The 17,876-nt window shown below is 39.1% G+C and carries 23 protein-coding genes; 9 read left to right on the forward strand and 14 right to left on the reverse strand.

Annotated features, from left to right (window positions below):
• The first annotated feature begins 169 nt into the window (after positions 1 to 169).
• Positions 170 to 1,276 (forward strand): GntR family transcriptional regulator, encoded by a 1,107-nt coding sequence (locus WKH56_RS24015; RefSeq protein ID WP_310884016.1) that lies wholly within the window; start codon positions 170 to 172, stop codon positions 1,274 to 1,276.
• Between the two features lie 88 nt (positions 1,277 to 1,364).
• Here WKH56_RS24015 and WKH56_RS24020 read toward each other — a convergent pair whose 3' ends face one another.
• Positions 1,365 to 2,348: an HD domain-containing protein gene (locus tag WKH56_RS24020; protein WP_310884017.1), complete on the reverse strand. Its 984-nt coding sequence runs from the start codon at positions 2,346 to 2,348 to the stop codon at positions 1,365 to 1,367.
• Positions 2,349 to 2,578: 230 nt separating this feature from the next.
• Here WKH56_RS24020 and WKH56_RS24025 point away from each other — a divergent pair, with 230 nt between their 5' ends.
• Positions 2,579 to 2,959 (forward strand): FixH family protein, encoded by a 381-nt coding sequence (locus tag WKH56_RS24025; RefSeq protein ID WP_251439603.1) that lies wholly within the window; start codon positions 2,579 to 2,581, stop codon positions 2,957 to 2,959.
• A 291-nt stretch (positions 2,960 to 3,250) separates the two neighbouring features.
• Positions 3,251 to 3,694: a hypothetical protein gene (locus WKH56_RS24030; protein ID WP_342836854.1), complete on the forward strand. Its 444-nt coding sequence runs from the start codon at positions 3,251 to 3,253 to the stop codon at positions 3,692 to 3,694.
• 141 nt (positions 3,695 to 3,835) lie between these two features.
• Here the strand turns inward: WKH56_RS24030 and WKH56_RS24035 are convergent, their stop codons facing one another.
• The 4 genes from WKH56_RS24035 to WKH56_RS24050 form a co-directional block, all read right to left on the reverse strand.
• Complete coding sequence (locus WKH56_RS24035) at positions 3,836 to 4,213, reverse strand: hypothetical protein (RefSeq protein ID WP_048019402.1); 378 nt, start codon at positions 4,211 to 4,213, stop codon at positions 3,836 to 3,838.
• A gap of 196 nt (positions 4,214 to 4,409) precedes the next feature.
• Positions 4,410 to 5,777, reverse strand: coding sequence for a nucleoside recognition domain-containing protein (locus tag WKH56_RS24040; RefSeq protein ID WP_481861971.1), 1,368 nt, complete (start codon positions 5,775 to 5,777; stop codon positions 4,410 to 4,412).
• A gap of 13 nt (positions 5,778 to 5,790) precedes the next feature.
• Complete coding sequence (locus tag WKH56_RS24045) at positions 5,791 to 6,522, reverse strand: FeoB small GTPase domain-containing protein (RefSeq protein WP_251439602.1); 732 nt, start codon at positions 6,520 to 6,522, stop codon at positions 5,791 to 5,793.
• The gene (locus tag WKH56_RS24050; RefSeq protein ID WP_108674805.1) at positions 6,515 to 6,772 is read right to left on the reverse strand and encodes a FeoA family protein; all 258 of its coding nucleotides are present in this window, start codon (positions 6,770 to 6,772) and stop codon (positions 6,515 to 6,517) included. Before WKH56_RS24050 ends, WKH56_RS24045 begins: the two co-directional genes overlap by 8 nt.
• 431 nt (positions 6,773 to 7,203) lie before the next feature.
• Between WKH56_RS24050 and WKH56_RS24055 the strand changes: the two genes are divergently transcribed.
• Positions 7,204 to 8,133 (forward strand): DUF3298 and DUF4163 domain-containing protein, encoded by a 930-nt coding sequence (locus tag WKH56_RS24055; protein WP_328141155.1) that lies wholly within the window; start codon positions 7,204 to 7,206, stop codon positions 8,131 to 8,133.
• A 44-nt stretch (positions 8,134 to 8,177) separates the two neighbouring features.
• Here the strand turns inward: WKH56_RS24055 and WKH56_RS24060 are convergent, their stop codons facing one another.
• Positions 8,178 to 8,354: a hypothetical protein gene (locus tag WKH56_RS24060; RefSeq protein ID WP_328264090.1), complete on the reverse strand. Its 177-nt coding sequence runs from the start codon at positions 8,352 to 8,354 to the stop codon at positions 8,178 to 8,180.
• A gap of 126 nt (positions 8,355 to 8,480) precedes the next feature.
• On the reverse strand, positions 8,481 to 8,648 hold the full coding sequence (locus tag WKH56_RS24065; protein ID WP_176343650.1) for a hypothetical protein: 168 nt from the start codon (positions 8,646 to 8,648) through the stop codon (positions 8,481 to 8,483).
• Between the two features lie 336 nt (positions 8,649 to 8,984).
• On the opposite strand from WKH56_RS24065, the gene WKH56_RS24070 reads away from it, so the two are divergent.
• Positions 8,985 to 9,365, forward strand: a complete 381-nt coding sequence (locus tag WKH56_RS24070) for a VOC family protein (protein WP_342836859.1) — start codon at positions 8,985 to 8,987, stop codon at positions 9,363 to 9,365.
• 140 nt (positions 9,366 to 9,505) lie between these two features.
• Here the strand turns inward: WKH56_RS24070 and WKH56_RS24075 are convergent, their stop codons facing one another.
• The 3 genes from WKH56_RS24075 to WKH56_RS24085 form a co-directional block, all read right to left on the reverse strand.
• A complete protein-coding gene (locus WKH56_RS24075; RefSeq protein ID WP_342836861.1) occupies positions 9,506 to 10,711 on the reverse strand; it encodes a hypothetical protein in 1,206 nt (401 codons plus the stop codon).
• 278 nt (positions 10,712 to 10,989) lie between these two features.
• Positions 10,990 to 11,373: a FixH family protein gene (locus tag WKH56_RS24080; RefSeq protein ID WP_328141156.1), complete on the reverse strand. Its 384-nt coding sequence runs from the start codon at positions 11,371 to 11,373 to the stop codon at positions 10,990 to 10,992.
• A 205-nt stretch (positions 11,374 to 11,578) separates the two neighbouring features.
• A complete protein-coding gene (locus WKH56_RS24085) occupies positions 11,579 to 11,926 on the reverse strand; it encodes a DUF6054 family protein (RefSeq protein ID WP_028414741.1) in 348 nt (115 codons plus the stop codon).
• Between the two features lie 143 nt (positions 11,927 to 12,069).
• On the opposite strand from WKH56_RS24085, the gene WKH56_RS24090 reads away from it, so the two are divergent.
• Positions 12,070 to 12,489, forward strand: a complete 420-nt coding sequence (locus tag WKH56_RS24090; RefSeq protein WP_063247511.1) for a MarR family winged helix-turn-helix transcriptional regulator — start codon at positions 12,070 to 12,072, stop codon at positions 12,487 to 12,489.
• 46 nt (positions 12,490 to 12,535) lie between these two features.
• Here WKH56_RS24090 and WKH56_RS24095 read toward each other — a convergent pair whose 3' ends face one another.
• Both WKH56_RS24095 and WKH56_RS24100 read right to left on the reverse strand, forming a co-directional pair.
• Positions 12,536 to 13,696, reverse strand: a complete 1,161-nt coding sequence (locus WKH56_RS24095) for a DUF4179 domain-containing protein (RefSeq protein WP_342836862.1) — start codon at positions 13,694 to 13,696, stop codon at positions 12,536 to 12,538.
• A gap of 19 nt (positions 13,697 to 13,715) precedes the next feature.
• On the reverse strand, positions 13,716 to 14,228 hold the full coding sequence (locus WKH56_RS24100) for a sigma-70 family RNA polymerase sigma factor (protein WP_048019395.1): 513 nt from the start codon (positions 14,226 to 14,228) through the stop codon (positions 13,716 to 13,718).
• A 148-nt stretch (positions 14,229 to 14,376) separates the two neighbouring features.
• Here WKH56_RS24100 and WKH56_RS24105 point away from each other — a divergent pair, with 148 nt between their 5' ends.
• Both WKH56_RS24105 and WKH56_RS24110 read left to right on the forward strand, forming a co-directional pair.
• Complete coding sequence (locus WKH56_RS24105; RefSeq protein WP_328141158.1) at positions 14,377 to 15,390, forward strand: S66 family peptidase; 1,014 nt, start codon at positions 14,377 to 14,379, stop codon at positions 15,388 to 15,390.
• A gap of 146 nt (positions 15,391 to 15,536) precedes the next feature.
• Complete coding sequence (locus WKH56_RS24110; RefSeq protein WP_328141159.1) at positions 15,537 to 15,719, forward strand: hypothetical protein; 183 nt, start codon at positions 15,537 to 15,539, stop codon at positions 15,717 to 15,719.
• On the opposite strand, the gene WKH56_RS24115 is transcribed toward WKH56_RS24110, so the two are convergent.
• The gene (locus tag WKH56_RS24115) at positions 15,694 to 16,047 is read right to left on the reverse strand and encodes a DUF4181 domain-containing protein (RefSeq protein WP_342836864.1); all 354 of its coding nucleotides are present in this window, start codon (positions 16,045 to 16,047) and stop codon (positions 15,694 to 15,696) included. The genes WKH56_RS24110 and WKH56_RS24115 overlap by 26 nt on opposite strands.
• Before the next feature lie 192 nt (positions 16,048 to 16,239).
• On the opposite strand from WKH56_RS24115, the gene WKH56_RS24120 reads away from it, so the two are divergent.
• On the forward strand, positions 16,240 to 16,890 hold the full coding sequence (locus tag WKH56_RS24120; RefSeq protein WP_034267099.1) for a DUF975 family protein: 651 nt from the start codon (positions 16,240 to 16,242) through the stop codon (positions 16,888 to 16,890).
• Between the two features lie 48 nt (positions 16,891 to 16,938).
• On the opposite strand, the gene WKH56_RS24125 is transcribed toward WKH56_RS24120, so the two are convergent.
• Positions 16,939 to 17,853, reverse strand: coding sequence for a DMT family transporter (locus WKH56_RS24125; RefSeq protein WP_310884024.1), 915 nt, complete (start codon positions 17,851 to 17,853; stop codon positions 16,939 to 16,941).
• Positions 17,854 to 17,876: the final 23 nt, after the last annotated feature.

Consider the following 17,876-nt stretch of genomic DNA (forward strand, 5'->3'; position numbering starts at 1 on the left):
TTCTCTTCTTAAACTTTTAAAAAATCGGTATTCAACCCTTAAATCATTTTCCTTTTGATTAAAAATTACGGAAATCTTTTCATTTATTCACGTTCATGATAAAATATGTCCATACAAATTTTACACATAAAAAAAGTTGAATGTATACAACTACGAAAGAAGTGAAAACATGAAGCCAAAATATCAGGTGATTATTGAGGATATAAAAAGCAAAATTCTTTCAGGCGATTACAGCATTGGCGAGCAAATCCCGACTGAATCGGTCATGCAAGAAACGTATGGTGTCAGCAGACATACGGTTCGAAAAGCGATTTTAGAGCTGTCGAATGAAGGGTTTTTAAGAAGCGAAAAAGGGTCTGGCACCTATGTAAGCAATCAGTATCAATCCAAAGCGAGCGGGGCTTCTGCCAACAAAACGATCGGCGTTATTACCACGTATATTTCCGACTATATTTTCCCTTCGATCATTCGCGGAATTGAAAGCAGGTTAAATAAAGATAATTATTCGCTGCTGCTGGCGAGCACGAATAATGATGTGGAACAAGAAAAAAAAGCGCTGGAAATGATGCTTTCCTACGGAGTAGACGGCTTAATTGTTGAGCCTACAAAAAGTAATTTGTACAATCCAAACATCTCGTATTATTTATCATTCAAAGAACAAGACGTTCCATTTACGATGATTAACGCCTACTACGAAGAATTAGAGGTTCCGTTTTTTTGTTTAGATGACGTTCAGTCAAGCTACCTTGCCACAAATGAATTAATTTCAAAAGGACATACACAAATTGGACTCATTGCCAAAATGGATGACCTGCAGGGAAAATACCGAATGAAAGGCTACATAAAAGCGCTCGGTGATGCAAAACTCCGCTTTCAGCCTGAGCATATTTTGTCTTTTAACACCGAAACAAAGCTCGATTTGTACGCTAATTTAAAAGAGTTTCTCACTGAAAATCAAGACGAAATGACCGCTCTTGTCTGCTATAACGATGAAGTAGGGTTAGAAGTCGTAAATGTATGCAGACAGCTTGGCATTTCCATTCCGGACAAGTTGTCAATTATTGGTCAAGATAATTCGTACATTGCTAAAAATGCAACGATTAATTTAACAACGTTAACCCATCCGCAGGAACAAATGGGACACGACGCGGCTGATTGGATCATTAAAAAGCTGCAGGGCAAAAAAAATTTGCCAAACGAAACTTACTATCAGCCTGTGTTAGTTGAAGGAGAAACGATTAAAGAATTAACTGCGAAGCGTGATGAAGTTCGTTAAGAGAAGGCTTCCTTAGAGGTCTATAAAACTTCTTATAAGATAAGGGGATGCACATTATTGCATCCCCTTTTTTATGTAACGATTCATTTTATAACGGAGCCTGAACGTTGATATATACTCCTTTTTCTATCCTTTGTTTCGCTTGCTCTATTGCTCTTTTAGCGGTAAGTGATAGCTGAGATACAGGAGCCGCCCCATCTGAACCAATAACAAGAGGATCAACCCAGCGCATTTTTGTCGTTTGGTAAACATCATAACAAGACGCCGTTCCTGTTTCTGCTTTGCTGTTAAAAAGAGCAGATAGCATCCCTTCAATGCTGCTATCTCCAGCGTTTTTCAGCAACCGAACCACATCGTCATCCTGCTTTAAAAAATCTTCTATAGATAAAATATCTTTTTGCAAAGCAAGCTTGATAATCTCCGTCAGCTGATAATTTCCAAACATATTAAGCGGATTCATAAAAAAGCCAATGACTTCTTTGTAGTAAGCATCCACAAACCACTCTGCCGCTGATAAATTGCTACATGCCATTTGTCCATTAAATACGACAAGGTGATCTAAAAACGCATGCACTTCTTCTAAAGTAATCTCCCCGCATACGTACAAATCCCGCAGCGTATAATCCACGCGGTCGGCGCATAAGTGCGGAGCGCTCTGTTCGAGCAGCGTCCACTGGCTTTCATCAAGTAAGATATCTCGCCAGTTTAAACCGGCGCTCGTTAAAATATGAGGAATAGACGACTGGGTCACAATTTGTTCGTAAATCATTTCATGATAATTTTCTTCTTTTTGTTCCAAAACATAGTCAATTACATGAGAAAATGCCGTATGTGAAACGTCATGTAATAAAGCCGCTATTTGCTCTTCCAAAGAGCCTCCTAGCCTATGTACAAGCATCATCGCACCAACGGAGTGATCATATCGAGTAGTATTCCATTTTTCATTTACAAACCGGCTCGCTCCTCCTTGGTAAACTCCTTTTAAACGCTGTACGGGATCACTTTGAATCAGCTCTAAAAGAACGCCGTCTGCTTCAAATTTCCCGTACAGTTCATCATAAAGTGTAAGCATATCCTTCTCTCCTTTTACTAGCTTAATATGTTTAATCCTAAGCTCAAGACACAATGCTGTAAAGTCGCGTTGCGATAGTAAACTAGCTTTTGTAACAAAACGTTCAAGTTTCTTGCTGGCACACTCATAAAAATCACTCATTGGGATGATTTTTTTTTATGACTTTAGTGATAAAGTTTTATGGAGAAATTTATTTACTAATAGAATGTAAGATAAAAAAGGAGATATTTATGAAGAAGCTTAGCATGCTGCTGCTCATTTTAGTCATTGCCGTAGTCGGCTGTTCAAAAGGAAACGAGCAAAAATCACAGGAAGTAAAAGGAACAATTGAAGTCCCTCAAACCATTAAAGCAAATGAAAAAACAGCTATTAACGTGCTCGTTACACAAGGAGACAAAAAGATAGAAAATGCAGATGCCGTACAAATTCAAGTCGAAAAAGAAGGCTATATTAACCAGAAAATGATTGACGCCAAACATCAGGATAACGGCGCATACAGCACCGACTATACGTTTAAAGACGACGGCGAATATACGATTACCGCTCATGTGACGATAAAAGGCGACATGAAAATGTTTACGAAAAAAGTAACGGTTGGCGAGAAAAAGTAAACTGCCTATTAAAAAACGACCTCTGCTTCTTATAAAGGATTGGATTAAGAGTAAAAAACTTAAATATCGTAATAATTTTAGGTTCAAACCACATGTGGTTTGAACCTTTTAGTTTTGCTGATTTTGTAGGATATATCGGTAATTAGTCTATAAATCAGCATACTAATAAATTGAAAATGACTAATGTCATGCACTTGAAAATCATGCTAGAATAAGCTTCTGAATTGTTACTACTATTGATGTGATAAAAATATTATTTAACTTAGATAATTACTATTGGGAGGAACGAATTTGACAGAACCTATTAAAATTATTCGTGATTTAGACTCCTTACAGGGGACTTGTTATGTGGAAATAAAACCTGGAAAATACACAGGTGAACACTGGACTAAAGAATCAATATTTTTCACAGATAAAACATTCACTTACTTTTCCAGTGCGATTGAAAAACACTACAAAAAATATTCTCTTTGGGGAATGAGTGAGATAAGCCGAGTGACTTGGAAGTTGATTGTAGAGGAACTAGAAAACCTTAAATTATTTTTAATGGATAATCCAAAAGCTGATGAATTAAAAAAGCATATCGGTTTTTTCTATCTGGACAGCACGGAGAAAAAATTCAAAGAAAACCTCAACCAAAATGTTAGTGATTTAGTTCAAGTTATCAGCGAATTCCAAACTTGGATAACTGAAAAGAGTAAAAATAACGAGTACATTTCGATATTAGGCATTTAAGCGAAAAGGACCATCATTTGATAGTCCTTTTTGGTTATTTTAATACCGAAAAGCCTGCGAAAAAATCTGTTTTTGTGATATGCTATTTGTTACTTTTCACTTCAAAACCGAGCCCGCTATTCTTGTCAAAGGTCGCTTTTATTATTCCTTGGATTCTTTAATACGGTCAAGATACTGCTTCGCATGAAGCAGACCGAGATTTTTTTCTTTTCGTATGTATTTAATAGCCTGAACGTCACTTCGGCCATTCATCATCATCAAATTGACTCTGTTTTCAAAAGCCTCGTCTTTCTCTATTTCTAGCTGCTTCCACTCTTTCTCTAAATCACGTTTAGGTGTTTTGAGCAGGAATACCACTAGTATAACAAGAACGCTACTTGTGGTGATATAAAGCCACAGCCACTCGAGAAACCAGCTGTTAATCACATTGATTATGATGAGAACAGTGAAGCAAGAATACAGCCTTGTTTGATACTTACTCCTTTTGTTTGAATCTATTTTATTAAAAAATATCCCCACCGTCAGCCTCCTTTTAGCATTTCATAGGCGCTTTTTTCTATTAATCTCTTTTGTGCATTAAGCAAATCTATATCATACAAATTACCATTTAACCCAACAAATAGCAATCAAGTTCACCCTATCATACTCTTTATCTCATTGACTACTCATAAAAAATACAGGACTTTTCGCAAAGCCCTGCACGTTTATTTCATATTTAAATAAGGTTAAACATTTTTACGACTTGAGCAACCGCAAACGTAACCCCAATCGCAATCACTGTTGGAATCGCAAAAGCAAGAAACGTCCACTTAACATTTTTAGTTTCTTTATAAATGTTCACAAGCGTTGTTCCGCACGGAAAATGCAGAAGCGAAAACAGCATCATGTTAAGAGCCGTTAGCCACGTCCAGTGGTGATCCAGAAAAATTTGTTTGAGTCTTGTTGCATCTTCAATTTCGATTAATGAGCCCGTTGATAAATACGCCATCAGTAGAACCGGTACAACAATTTCATTAGCCGGCAAGCCAATGATAAAAGCAGCTAGTATATACCCGTCTAGCCCCAGCGTCTTGGCAAACGGATCAAGAAACTGAACGAAGTGCATTAAAATACTCGTATCGCCAATATAGATATTAGCCAATACCCACGTTAATACCGCTGCGGGTGCTGCAACAATAATCGCGCGTTTTAACACAAACAGCGATTTATCCAGCGTCGCACGTACAATTGTATCTACAAATTTTGGCTTGCGGTAAGGCGGGAGCTCTAGCGTATAGTGGGTTGGTACTCCGCGCAGCGCCGTTTTAGACAGTGCCCATGATACGAACAGCGTCACAACAATTCCAAATAACACCGTTCCCACTACAACAAGCGCCGTTACGAAAGTTTTAGCACTCCCTGTAAAGCCTGTTGCCATAAATAAAGAAGCTAATAAAATCAGCGTAGGCCATCTGCCGTTACATGGAACAAAGTTATTCGTTAAAATCGCCATCATACGTTCACGCGGCGATTCAATAATACGCGTTGACATAATCGCTGCGGCGTTACATCCAAACCCCATTGCCATCGTCAGGGACTGCTTGCCGTGTGCACCTGCTCGTTTGAACAAACGATCCATATTAAACGCGACGCGAGGCAAGTAGCCATAGTTTTCTAAAAGCGCAAACACCGGGAAAAAGATAGCCATCGGAGGCAGCATCACGCTAATGACCCATCCCGTGCCGCGAAACAGTCCTAGTACAAGAATTCCGTGCAGCCATTCTGGCGCATGCATCGCTTGAAAGAAAGCTGTTAAATATCCTTCCGCCCAGCCGAACCCTTCTGCAATTAATCCAGAAGGAACGTTTGCCCCTGCTATAGTGATATAAAAGATGACCGATAAAATACCAAGCATAATCGGAAAGCCCCAAATTGGCGAAGTGAAGACTTTATCCAATTTCTCCGTACGCTGAAGCTTTGAGCGGTCTTCGTATACAACGGCTTTTTTACATATTTGCTGTGACGACTGATAAATGCTTGCGACCATATTTGAACGATGATCTTTTTCTTTTGCCTGCTGCGCATAGCGCGTTAGCTGTTCCATCGCTAATGAGTTTTCAGGAGTTAACGGATTTCCCATATGCGCTGTTCCTCCTTTCTGTGTGGCTGATACCTTGCTGCTGATGCTGCTGAATTGTTTCTAAAAACGAGGTGTCTCCATCAAGAACTCGTAAAGCAATCCAGCGGAGAGGAAATTGATTTCCCACAATAGAAGCAACTTGAGGTTCTAGCTCCTTTAGCGAAGCTTCAATTTCTTTTGTGTACTGCACCTGATAAGGAGTAAGCTTTACTTCCCCGCGCACGACTCCTTCAATCGCATCCAGCAAATTCGTAATGCCTTTTTTATTGCGAGCTGATATAGGCACAACCGGTACGCCTAACGATTCAGCGAGCTTTTTTTCGTTAATCACAATTCCTTTTTTCTTTGCTTCATCCATTAAGTTCACACAAATCACGACGTTTTCCGTCATTTCCATTACCTGCAGCGCTAAATTAAGATTTCGTTCCATCGCCGTTGCATCGACCACAACAACCGTCACGTCAGGTCTTTCAAATAAAATATAATCGCGCGCTACTTCTTCGTCCGCCGAGTTTGAATAAAGTGAATACGTTCCAGGCAGATCGACGATTGTGTAGAGCTGCTGGTGATGTTCAAACGTCCCTTCTGCTTTGGCCACGGTTTTTCCCGTCCAGTTTCCCGTGTGCTGCTTAAGACCGGTTAATCCGTTAAATAACGTACTTTTTCCTGTGTTCGGATTTCCTGCTAATGCAATGCGATACTCACTCAACGTCGTCACCTACTTTTTTCACATAAATTTTTGAACTTTCTTCTTTTCTGAGACCAATCGTTGTATGACTGACTTGATAAGCAACAGGATCTCCTAACGGGCTTTTTTGAAGCACTTTGATGATGGCTCCTGGAATAAACCCTAAATCTAACAAGCGGCGCTTTAAGGCACCTTCGATTTCAATTCGCTCTAGCTGCACCGTTTCACCTGTCGTAAATGTAGACAGCGGAGAATTTTTTACACTAGCCATCTATTTTTCACCCCTTCTTATTTTTTATACAAGGTTATATTTTTTTCATTAGACCAACTTTTAAGGTAAAAAAATATACTCGTTGATTTGTAATAGGCTATTCTGCTTAAGCAGAAAAGTGAACCTGTCTGCATCAATTATTTAAAAATTTTAGTTTTCACTTATAATAATACCGAAAGTTTACCACAGGAAACTTTTTTAGTCTAGGGTAAATAACTGACTTTTTTCTTCTTTCTACTAAAGGCATAAAGTGCACCGGTCTATTTTATTTAATCATTTAATAAGAGGAATCAAGTCGAAAAATAATTTAGTAAAAACGAATTGACAAAAGTAAAAAACTGTAAAAATATGCTATACTAGTGAATGGGTTTTTTTGAAAAATAAAGTATCGATTAGCTTTAAAACCTACAAAATCACTTTAGGGGGCTTTTATGAAAAGGTTCAAAAGGGTTAGCGCAGTTGTTTTAGGTTTTGCTTTATTATTCTCACCGCTTGCACCGCAAACCGTTGCAGAAGCAAAAGTCGTGTGGGGGAATCAGGAACTGGTTAAAGGGCAAATAGGACGCGTTACAGTTTTAAAGAACACGAATCTTTACAACATTAAAAACAACAAGTTAGTAGCGGCTAGAAAAGTGACAAAAGGGCAAGTATTCCGCGTGTATTCTGAATCTAGTAAATTTGGTGGTCTTTACGGCGTATCAAAGGGTACCTATGCTCAAAAGTCATCAAGTATTAAGTATGAAAAAGCGCCTAGTGACAAAGTTCAGGCCTTAGGAGTAACGGTCACGAAGAAATCTTTAGCAAGCAACATTAGTTATCCGCAGGTATCTGGCCTTATCAATAAACCATTTGAGGCTAGCTATAATCGAAAGTTCTTAAATATTGCTAAGGAAGCACAAAAAGAACACAACGAGCTAAAAGAACAAGAGAAGGAAGACCGCAAAAACGGCTGGGCGCCAGGTCCTTATTCTCGTAATATGACATACTCTGTACCTTACAACCAAGATAATATTTTAAGTGTTGCTGTTACGAATGATGCGTACGCTGGCGGCGTTCACGGCAACGCTTGGATTGATACGTACAATTACGATTTGTTAAAAGCTCGACAAATTAGCTTAAAAGATATTATTAACACCAACACTAAGTTAAACAAGGTTAATAACTATATCCGGAATGAAATGATTGCGCGTAATAAAAAAGGTGCTCAGTTCTGGGTTAATGAATTTAAGTCTGTAAATTTAAAAGACGATCAGTTTTACTATACAAGTAGCGGCATTGCCATTATATTTGGTGAGTATGAGTACGGCCCGTATTCTAACGGCATTCATACGTTTAAAATTCCGTCCAGCGTTTATAAATAAGATCGTCGTACAAAAAAACATAAAAAAAAGAAGCATGCGAACCATCAGTTCACATGCTTCTTTTTCTTTCTTTCTGCAGAATAAGCGGAGCAAAAAAGAAAGGTGAGCCCTATTCCGCCTCCAACCATCATTGAATAGGAAAACGTATCTCTTAACGCTAGGCCGCCTATCATTGACAATACAAACAGAAAATAAAACAGTAATGTGTAGTTCCTCTTCACAATCTCTACCCTCCCCTTCCCCATCATTTTCCGAAAACCAAATCATCCAATACAACCACGAAAGAACTCAGGGCCGCATGCATTACGCTTCTTGCAGCCGACGAAAAACCTCTTTTCAAGGTATTTTTATAGCGTTTGAAAAAGTGAAATGGTCAGAGCTAACGTCAGCAAGGAGCCTGCGGATGTTAACATCATTATTTTTCGGTTACTCTGATTCTTTTCAGGCTTCAAAAACTCTTGAATGGCTACAAACCAGATCACAAAAGTGATTAAAGAAAGTATCCCCATAGACATACGAGCATCTCCATTCTTATATTATATGTATTTAAATTTTTTAACATATCTAATCAACAAACTTTCCCGACCGAGTTGCGAAAATAAATGTTACTCTCTACTTAATATTAACATAAAATTCCATATTTTTTTAATGTGTGATGTAAAAACCACAATATTTTAGAAAACAGGCTATTTATAAAACGCTCATTTGAACTGGAAATGGACATAAAGCTGTCTCTGGCTATGCTCCACTTTACAAATGATATACTTATTTATAGAAAAACCTCTCAGATCTCACCCAGTACTTACCCTACCCTCAGAGGAAGAAAGTGTACATTGTTAGGAGGAAACGAAATGATTAAAAAACTAGACCATTTTGTGTTAACAGTAAAAGACGTTGAAAAAACTATTCACTTTTATACGGTTATCTTAGGCATGCAAAAAGAAACGTTCGGAGAAGGAAGAGTAGCGCTTCGTTTTGGTGAACAAAAAATAAACTTACATCAAGCAGGGCATGAATTTGAGCCTAAAGCAAATCACCCTCTTCCGGGTTCCGCTGATTTATGTTTTATTACAGAAGAAAAGATCGAAAGCATAATCCATCATTTACAAAAACATAATGTAGAAATTGAAGAAGGGCCGGTCAGACGTACAGGTGCTGTAGGGCCTATTGTTTCTGTTTATATTAGAGATCCTGATTACAATTTGATTGAGCTGTCGAACTACGTAGATTAAGGCGACCTTCTTAAAAAAGGCTGTTTTCATAAATATTATTGCTATGTTATAGAGGCTCAAAAGAAAACTCGCAGTAGAAATTTGCGAGTTTTCTTTATTATATAAGGGACCCCGCTTCTTATAAACTGCGTCCTTACAATCTAATTAACAACCAAATTGATCGTATCTTTTTGTATTTCATACTGACCCTTTATTTCTCCAATACCAGTGATAAAAAGTGAATCACCCGTTTCCAATGGTTTATCCTGTAATACGATAAGTAATTTATTTATATTTTTCAATCCAACCGCACAATAGGCAAGGGATGGTTGTTGAATAAGGTATTCTTGGTTAATTATCCTTACTTTTATATAATTTTTATGTAATAACCTGCCTTCCAAAGGAACAATATTCATCGGATCAAAGGATAAAGCAATGATTTCTCCTTCAATGAAAAGATGGGTTCCTATCTGTGCTTCGAATTCATCAAGTTCTTTCTTCCTTGATTCAACCGCAAAATTTACTGCTGCTTCTGTTTCCGGGCTTATTTGAACCTCTTCAATTGCCTGTTTTCGAGGGGGAATATCAAGAATTTTAATTAACTCAAATAGTGTTGTTTTAGCCTCAAAAAAACTTTCTTTCCAATCAGGTAACAATTCATCCAGCAACAAACACATAAATAAGCCTGAACTATAACAGCTGCGCCTTATATTAGAAGTGGATTCAACAGCGTTTATTAGATTTTTTCCATATTTTTTTAAAACCAAATCATTAGGAAGCGAAGATTTTTCTGAAAAAGCCTTTAGTTCAACGTACCAGGCTGGTCCTTCAACAGATTCAATTAAGTTTTCATATGTTAAATGCTCTTTTATTCCTTCTGTCCTTTTTTCCCTTAGGCTGATAAATTCGTTCAAATACTGCTTCTTGTTACTGATACTAGTTTCTATCAATGCATTATAAAGACTTTTTCTTTCCCGATTTCGAATTTCTACATTCTCTTTTGTTAAGGGATAGGTTATTCCCATCGTTTCATCAGGAAAGCGTTTTTCCCCTTTTACATATTGATTTCCGTGGAATAATTCGTGAACCAATATCGAAAAAAGTCCTTCATAGTCATCGTACAGTTCCATATCAGCAATAGCCGTAGGATAGCCATCAAATAGAATAAGCGTATTTCCCACAAACTGCTCGTCCCGTTTTAAAATTTCATATGATTTAGGAGGAATGTCATTATACCTAGGATGATTGAACAGGAATACACTGTTTTGGTCGTACAATGCATAGGCAACAAGTTCAAAATTTGGCCAATACCTTTCTAAGTTCGTATTAGTTAAGTCCTTGGCAATTTGATTCAGAAAATGGTTCATTCTTTTCATCCCCAATTGTTAATTCCCTAAGGAAAGAGAATATTCTTTTTTAGAAAAAAGGGCTTGTTCAACTTTACCTCCTCATTAGTTAAACAAGATTACTATTATTATCCTAATTTTAACATAAGTTTCCTAACGTTTGGTTTGCTGTCTTGGAAGAAACGAAATGATTAAAAAATTAAACCATTTTGTGTCAACGGTAAAAGACGTTGAAAAAGGAACTTATTAAAAAAAGAGAATGCACAAGGCATTCTCTTTTTAAATGGCTATATAAGGTACTACTCTTTAGACTTACCTACTTCTACTTTTTTCGTAAACATTTTCATGTCACCATCTACCGTCACGTGAGCGGTAATCATATATTCGCCGTCTTCTTTAAACGTATAGTCCGTACTGTATACGCCTTTTCCTTCGTGCGGTGCTTTTGTCATTTCTTGATTGATGTAGCCTTCTTTTTCAACTTGGAACTGTACGTCATCTGCGTTTTCTACTTTTTTATCTCCTTGCGTCACAAGGACTTTAAGCTTGACTTGTTCATTTGCTTGAATGGATTCCGGTACTTCAATCGTTCCATTTACTTCTTTTGAACGTGAATCATTTCCTTTTGAACAGCCTACTATAGCTATCATTAAAACGAATAATACGATGCTGAGTTTTTTCATTATGTTGTTCTCCTTTGTTATGTAAATGTGAAGTCTTCCTGCAATTTCATATTATACTCATTTATCCGGTAAAAAGAGAAAAATTGCTTATTGTCCACATAAAGTTCTTATTTCTACAGTAGCTTTTACATCTTTTCATTTCTCTACTCGCCCTTCGCTTCACAAAAAAAGCTGAAGAAGCGTATTGCCTTCTCCAGCTTTACCTTTATCTCTGCGGTTCTTCTAGCGTATAAGCAGACAGTGCGTTTTCGACCCATCGTACAAAATCTTTGCTTGCTCCCCAGTCAATATTTAATACTCCTTCTGCGCTTCCTGAAGGAATACACTTAACTTTGTTTGGACCCGACACATTTTCTAGAATAATGGTTAGTGATCCTCTGCCGCCGGTGCGGAAAAAATAGCGTTCAAACACAAGTGTGCACAGCTGCTTGCCGTCTCCAAGGTCATAATATTCTTTGTATAGTAAGTCACTTTCCGAATTATTTGCGTTCACAAGCTTTTTTGCTCCATCAAAAGGAAGTAGCGTCGTTTTAAATTCAATTACCTTTCCCATCACTCAAGCCCCTTTCTATCGCAACAGATACCTACTACTTCTCTTTTTCCCTCTAAAAAACCTGCCGCTTCTCTTTATGTACAATATGGTACAATAGAAAAGAAAAGAAATTGTTTGAACGGAAAAAGGAGCACACAACCTCAATGAATACACGAGATGAACTTATCCAAAATGTGGTTTCAACGATGCGAAACCAAACGAAAAAAATGCAGCTATCAGTTATCCCTACTTTAAAATCATATATTCCTTTAAATGAATTTTTAGCGCTTCACATGCTGTATAAAGAAGGGAATCACATCGTTTCTGAGATTGCCGAGCATATGCACATCTCAAACAGCAGCATGACGTGTATCAGCGACCGTCTGATGGAAAGAGAATTTGTCACGCGCGTACGCAGTCAAAAAGACCGCCGCGTTGTCTACTTATCCATTACGGATAAAGGAAAAGCGTTTGCAGAAGAAATGGAAAAAGTGCTCACTAAAGAATACGGTGAAAAGCTTAGTCATTTTACGGATGAAGAATTACAAACGTTTCTTCGCTTGTTAAATAAAATGGATATTTAATAAAAAACCAGATGCCCGCTAAGCAGGCCTCTGGTTTTTATTTTGGTTAGTTGTTGTTTACCTTCAAATTAAATGCGTCTGAAGTTAAGTCTTTTGACCAGTCTTTTTCGTGATCACTTACATACGGAATAAATCGAAGCATAGTGACGTCCTTATCATTTCGGTACTCTCCGTCCATCTCTATCACTGTGTCTGTTCCTCCTCCACTGCCGCTTTCAGAAAGATTTCTTCCATTTTGATCTTTTATGTCTACACCAACATCCGTTCCGCCTCGGATGCTTCCGTTTGATGTAAACGTATAGTGCATTTTAATCGAAACAGGCGATACGCGAACTTCTTTAATAGACAATACGCCTTCTATTCCCTTTTCGCTAATCGGAATTTCCTTGTTTAACGGATACACTTTAGTATCAGCAATAATTTTTGAGCCGTTTACGCTGGTGTGTACGGTCCAATTCCCTTTAATTTCTCCGTACGAATCCCGGTAGTTCCCACTTTTCGTCTGACCAGGATTCTTTTCAAATTCGAGGCTTGTGAACTGCGCGCTGATTTGATAGTTTTTGCTTGGATCAATGTGATCTAGCACGCTGTAGCCTTCAACATCAATTTCCCCGTCTCCGTCCGTGTCCGCTTGCGTTAGTTTTAAAGCGTACAGATAGTCCCAGCTTCCGTCTTTGTTTTTGATTGGTTCCTCTCTAATACTTGAAGCGGAATCAAAAAACGACATATTGCCAATTTTCACGCGCAGCTCTCCCGGTCGAATTGGCGCGTTTTGGTTAAGTCCTAGTGCGGTTCTTCTAATTTCATCTGCGCTGATCGTCAGCCCAAGCAGCACCTGTCCGTCATCAAGCATTAGTTCATTTACTTTTACTTCAATACCTTGGTCCGTTGCCGTTTCATTTACCGCTTTTTTATAGCTGCTCAAACTGCCTTCAGGCTTGTTTATAAGCAGCTCAATTTGCTGACCGAGCTGCTGACTGATTCGCACAGCCGATGCCCATACCGTTTCGTTTTTCATCATCACAGGTGTTACAGCAAGCAGCAGCACCGCAGCGGCAATCAGCGGACGCGCTTTTTTCCGCACCGGCTTTATTTCACGTTTTAAACGTTTTTTCATTCGTTTTTTCTCGCTTTCCGTTAGCTCGATTTCTTCATATTCATCAACATCTATAGACGATCCGTTTAATAAGTCGTACTCATTTTTCATCTTTGTCCCTCCTTATTTCTTATTTAAAAATCGCTTTTAATTTTTTTCGTCCGCGCGACAGCCGGTTGTATAAATTGCTGATGGTGGTCTCTTGTTTTTTCGCAATTTGCTTCAGCTCGATTTCCTGTAAGTAATACGCTTTAAACAGCTCGCGGTCTCCTTCACTTAAGTGACCTAAAAGTTCTTCCACGTCATTTGTTTGAACATTATGAACTCCTGATGTTTCACCGAACTCCGCTTCGCCAAGCGCTTCGTGCTGCGTTTTTATGTATTTGCGCTGATAGTCAATGGCTTTGTACTTCGCAACAGCCGCAACCCAGTTTTTAAACGTATTTTTCTCCGAATCAAAGCGGTGAATATGATGCCACACCGCTAACAATACGTCATTTACACATTCTTCTTCATAGCTTTTGAGCGTGCCTAAATGCTTGCGTACAATGGCCGTAATTAACCCTCCGTACTGATCAATTAACAGCTCTAATCCTTTTTCTTTTTTACGCGTTATACACCCAACAATCCAGTCATCTTCCATGACATTGCTCCTTTCTCCTTGCTTTTACATCTATTAATACGCATTCTTTTTACAAAACCTATCAATCTTCCTAAATTAAATAAAAAATAAGCTTGTTCCGTATTTCTCTCGCTGGTAAAATAAGCTAAAACCTTTGAAGGAGGCCGCTATGATTACCTATCCTTTTCTTACATCTAACCCAACCATCGGCGTAACCGCACCGTCTTCCGGTGTACCGAAGCCTCTTCACTCCATGTTTTCTTTATCGTGTGAACGAATGAAGGAAAAAGGCTTTTCTGTTATACCCGGAGAAACCGTGTGGACGCAGCACAAAGCAAAATCTGCTTCTCCTAAAAAACGTGCAAATGAGCTTCAAGCCATGATTACTGATGAAAACATTGATATCGTTATCCCGCCTTGGGGAGGCGAGCTGCTGATTGAAATTCTTGAACATCTCGACTTTACAAAATGGAAAGCAAAATGGGTTCTTGGTTATTCTGACACCAGCGTTCTTTTGCTGGCTATTACACTTAATACCGGGATTGCAACGGCTCATGGAACCAACTTTGTGGATTTACGCGGAGAATACTGGGATCCAACGACTGCGATGTGGCAGCAGGTGCTGACGACCAAAAAAGGAGAAAGCGTAGCTCAAGTTTCTTCTGATTGCTATCAAACAGAATGGCAGCACGATAACCCGTCACCATGCGTGTTTCATTTAACCGAGCAAACGGCTTGGAAGCACACAGCGTCACGTGACGTTCATATTCAAGGACGCCTGCTCGGAGGATGTATTGACGTAATCAGGCACTTGGTAGGAACTCCTTTTGGAGATGTAAAAGCTTTTCGAGAAAAATATATTCCTTCAGAACCGGTCATTTGGTACTTTGACAACTGTGAACTGACGACTGTAGACCTTCGCCGCTCACTTCTTCAGCTTAAGCTAGCGGGCTGGTTTGATAACTGCTCGGGTATTTTATTTGGCAGAAGCATAGCTAATGAACCCGTTGATTCCTACACGGCTGAAGACGTGTATCATGACCTCGCCTCTGACTTACATATTCCAGTTATCTATGACATCGACTGCGGCCACCTTCCTCCTCAGCTCACGCTTATTAACGGCGCGTATGCTCGTGTTAACGTAGAGAAGAATAAAGGCACAGTTGTTCAATGCTTTACGTAAAAAAAGAGGCTTGTATATAAGTAGTTTATTTAATTGAAGAAAAATTCGAACGAACTTGATTCTTGATGCAGAATCCAATTCGTTCGGATTTTTTTATGAGTATGGTAAATACAGGTTTGTTTCATATATGTAGGTGCTTCCAATGATTGATTGGAGGGCAAGACGAAGACTTCTGCGGGAAAAGCGGAACAAGTGAGACCCCGCAGGAGCGTTCGCGACGAGGAGGCTCACCGGCCGCCCGCGGAAAGCGAAGTCTTGTACGGAAATCAGCCGCGGTTCATTTCGTCGTTTCACAATTTTGTTTTACATATCTGTCATCAGTAATATAAACGTCCCAAACAAGAAAAAAGTTGCACCAAACCACGAGTGATAGTGCTCTTTTTTCTTTCTTTCAAACTTCCATTCTTCAAATCCTCGAATTACGTACAGGAGAAAAAAGAAAAGAAACATAAAAACGGAGGTATAGGCTGGAGGTATAACAAAGATCAGCACTAAAAACGCTGCAAGCATCACCATTTCAAGTGTGATAAACAGCGGACGCCTTCCCTTAAAGCTTCTCCAATAGCTTTTTTTCATCTTTGTATTCAGCTTCTTTCGCATGGCAAGATCCAGAAAGATATAAACGACTGCCAGAATCAGCAAATACACAAGCGTCATTTCCGTCCCTCCTTCCGACTTAAAATATCCTTATACTTCCATTTTAAAGGACTTTCCATAAATTTCAAGTATCTAAAAAACTTTATCCAACTTATTAGTGCAAGCATTCATATATTTAAAAATCGCTAATATATTGACTAATGTACAGGTTGAATTCTCTGTATAAACTCACCTAGAGGGGGACATCAAGTTATGAGAATAAAAGAAGTGAAGCAAGGTGCACTCACAGCGCTGAAAAACCGCTGGGGATTCGCCGTACTGCTTACGTTCGTTACGTATCTAATTGCTGCCGGTATTCCAGGACTTATTGACTTTCTTGTTAACGGATTTCCAAGCGGGTCTGAAACCGAATACTCTCAGTCTACCTTAGCTAATATTGTATCCCTGCTGCTCGTACCGCTCTTTTTCTCTTACTACTGGGTACTATTGCGTCTGGTGCGAGGAGAAAGTGTACGTGTAGGAAACGTGTTTGATTCATTTTCATCTGCAGGATTATACTTTAGAACCCTCGGACTTTACTTGCTAACGATTATTTATACCGTGCTGTGGAGTATTTTACTAATCATTCCCGGCATCATCAAAAGCCTTGCCTATTCACAGGCTTACTACGTATTCCGCGATAACCCAGATTATTCAGTGAACCAGTCTATTACTGAAAGCAGAAGGTTAATGAACGGCTACAAGTGGACCTACTTTTTACTCGTTTTAAGCTTTATCGGCTGGGGAATTTTAAGCTTGATCACGCTTGGTATCGGGTTATTATGGCTTGTTCCGTACGTAACGACTTCGCTTGGCGTCTTTTATGAAAAGCTAAAAGCAAATGAGACAGAAGTTGCTGAATAGAAGAAAAACCGTATTCGAGTTGCGAATACGGTTTTTTTATGGATAGCTTTACGCTGCCTGATCTCCTCCATCAGAGGGCTTTAACTTTTGAGTCTTCGCTTTTTTATTCACTAAATAAATACTGATAATAATAAGCACTAGCCCTACAAGAAGTGACGACGTAAACGGTTCGTCCAAAAAGAGCGTACCAATGACAATTGAAATAATCGGCACAAGAAAATTAAAGGATGCCACTTTGCTGGCCTCGCCTTTACTGATTAAATAGAAATAAATGAGCCACGCAACAGCAACAGAAAACAGTGCTAAAAATAAAAGCAGCAGCATAAATGATGAATTCCACACCATATGAGACCATCCTTCCACTCCGCTTCCAGCTGCTGTCATAACCACTCCGCCGACAAGACTTTGAACGGTAATAAGCCAAATGCCATCTACACTGTCGCTAATACGTTTGATATAAACGGTTCCAATCGCCCAGCTCAGTGCAGTAAGGACAGCTAAAAGAATTCCAACGGCTGAAGCATTAGCAGATAATTCTCCCGTGCTGATGGTAGCTACGCCTACAAAACCAAGAAGCAAGCCCCCTATCTTCACAGCGTTCATGCTTTCTCCAATCCACAGCCACGCAATGATGCCGATGAGCACCGGCTGCAAGTAGACAATAACGCTGAAAACCCCTGCTGGCATAAACATAAGTCCAATCGTTTGCAGACCGTAGAATAAGATTGAATTAAATAGACCTGACACCATATATTTACGCCAGTTCTGCTTCCAGTGAAGCTGCTTGTATCTTGGCAGTGCGACTGCTAATAAGATGACTCCCGCACTTAATGACCGCAGTCCAGATAACAAAATAGGCGATGAATAGCCAAGCGCCAGCTTCGACATCGGCCACGTTAATCCCCAAATCAGTACGAGAGCAGCTAAAAGAATCCCGTTAATAAAAGATGATGACTGTTTCATACAACAACCACTCCTACATATAT

Source organism: Priestia sp. SB1, assembly GCF_038898415.1.

Bases quoted from the DNA above. Each gene is read 5' to 3' on its own strand.
- WKH56_RS24015 (WP_310884016.1), top strand. From the start codon at position 170: ATGAAGCCAAAATATCAGGTGATTATTGAGGATATAAAAAGCAAAATT.
- WKH56_RS24020 (WP_310884017.1), bottom strand. From the start codon at position 2,348: ATGCTTACACTTTATGATGAACTGTACGGGAAATTTGAAGCAGACGGC.
- WKH56_RS24025 (WP_251439603.1), top strand. From the start codon at position 2,579: ATGAAGAAGCTTAGCATGCTGCTGCTCATTTTAGTCATTGCCGTAGTC.
- WKH56_RS24040 (WP_481861971.1), bottom strand. From the start codon at position 5,777: ATGGAACAGCTAACGCGCTATGCGCAGCAGGCAAAAGAAAAAGATCAT.
- WKH56_RS24050 (WP_108674805.1), bottom strand. From the start codon at position 6,772: ATGGCTAGTGTAAAAAATTCTCCGCTGTCTACATTTACGACAGGTGAA.
- WKH56_RS24055 (WP_328141155.1), top strand. From the start codon at position 7,204: ATGAAAAGGTTCAAAAGGGTTAGCGCAGTTGTTTTAGGTTTTGCTTTA.
- WKH56_RS24065 (WP_176343650.1), bottom strand. From the start codon at position 8,648: ATGTCTATGGGGATACTTTCTTTAATCACTTTTGTGATCTGGTTTGTA.
- WKH56_RS24070 (WP_342836859.1), top strand. From the start codon at position 8,985: ATGATTAAAAAACTAGACCATTTTGTGTTAACAGTAAAAGACGTTGAA.
- WKH56_RS24075 (WP_342836861.1), bottom strand. From the start codon at position 10,711: ATGAACCATTTTCTGAATCAAATTGCCAAGGACTTAACTAATACGAAC.
- WKH56_RS24080 (WP_328141156.1), bottom strand. From the start codon at position 11,373: ATGAAAAAACTCAGCATCGTATTATTCGTTTTAATGATAGCTATAGTA.
- WKH56_RS24085 (WP_028414741.1), bottom strand. From the start codon at position 11,926: ATGGGAAAGGTAATTGAATTTAAAACGACGCTACTTCCTTTTGATGGA.
- WKH56_RS24090 (WP_063247511.1), top strand. From the start codon at position 12,070: ATGAATACACGAGATGAACTTATCCAAAATGTGGTTTCAACGATGCGA.
- WKH56_RS24095 (WP_342836862.1), bottom strand. From the start codon at position 13,696: ATGAAAAATGAGTACGACTTATTAAACGGATCGTCTATAGATGTTGAT.
- WKH56_RS24100 (WP_048019395.1), bottom strand. From the start codon at position 14,228: ATGGAAGATGACTGGATTGTTGGGTGTATAACGCGTAAAAAAGAAAAA.
- WKH56_RS24105 (WP_328141158.1), top strand. From the start codon at position 14,377: ATGATTACCTATCCTTTTCTTACATCTAACCCAACCATCGGCGTAACC.
- WKH56_RS24115 (WP_342836864.1), bottom strand. From the start codon at position 16,047: ATGACGCTTGTGTATTTGCTGATTCTGGCAGTCGTTTATATCTTTCTG.
- WKH56_RS24120 (WP_034267099.1), top strand. From the start codon at position 16,240: ATGAGAATAAAAGAAGTGAAGCAAGGTGCACTCACAGCGCTGAAAAAC.
- WKH56_RS24125 (WP_310884024.1), bottom strand. From the start codon at position 17,853: ATGAAACAGTCATCATCTTTTATTAACGGGATTCTTTTAGCTGCTCTC.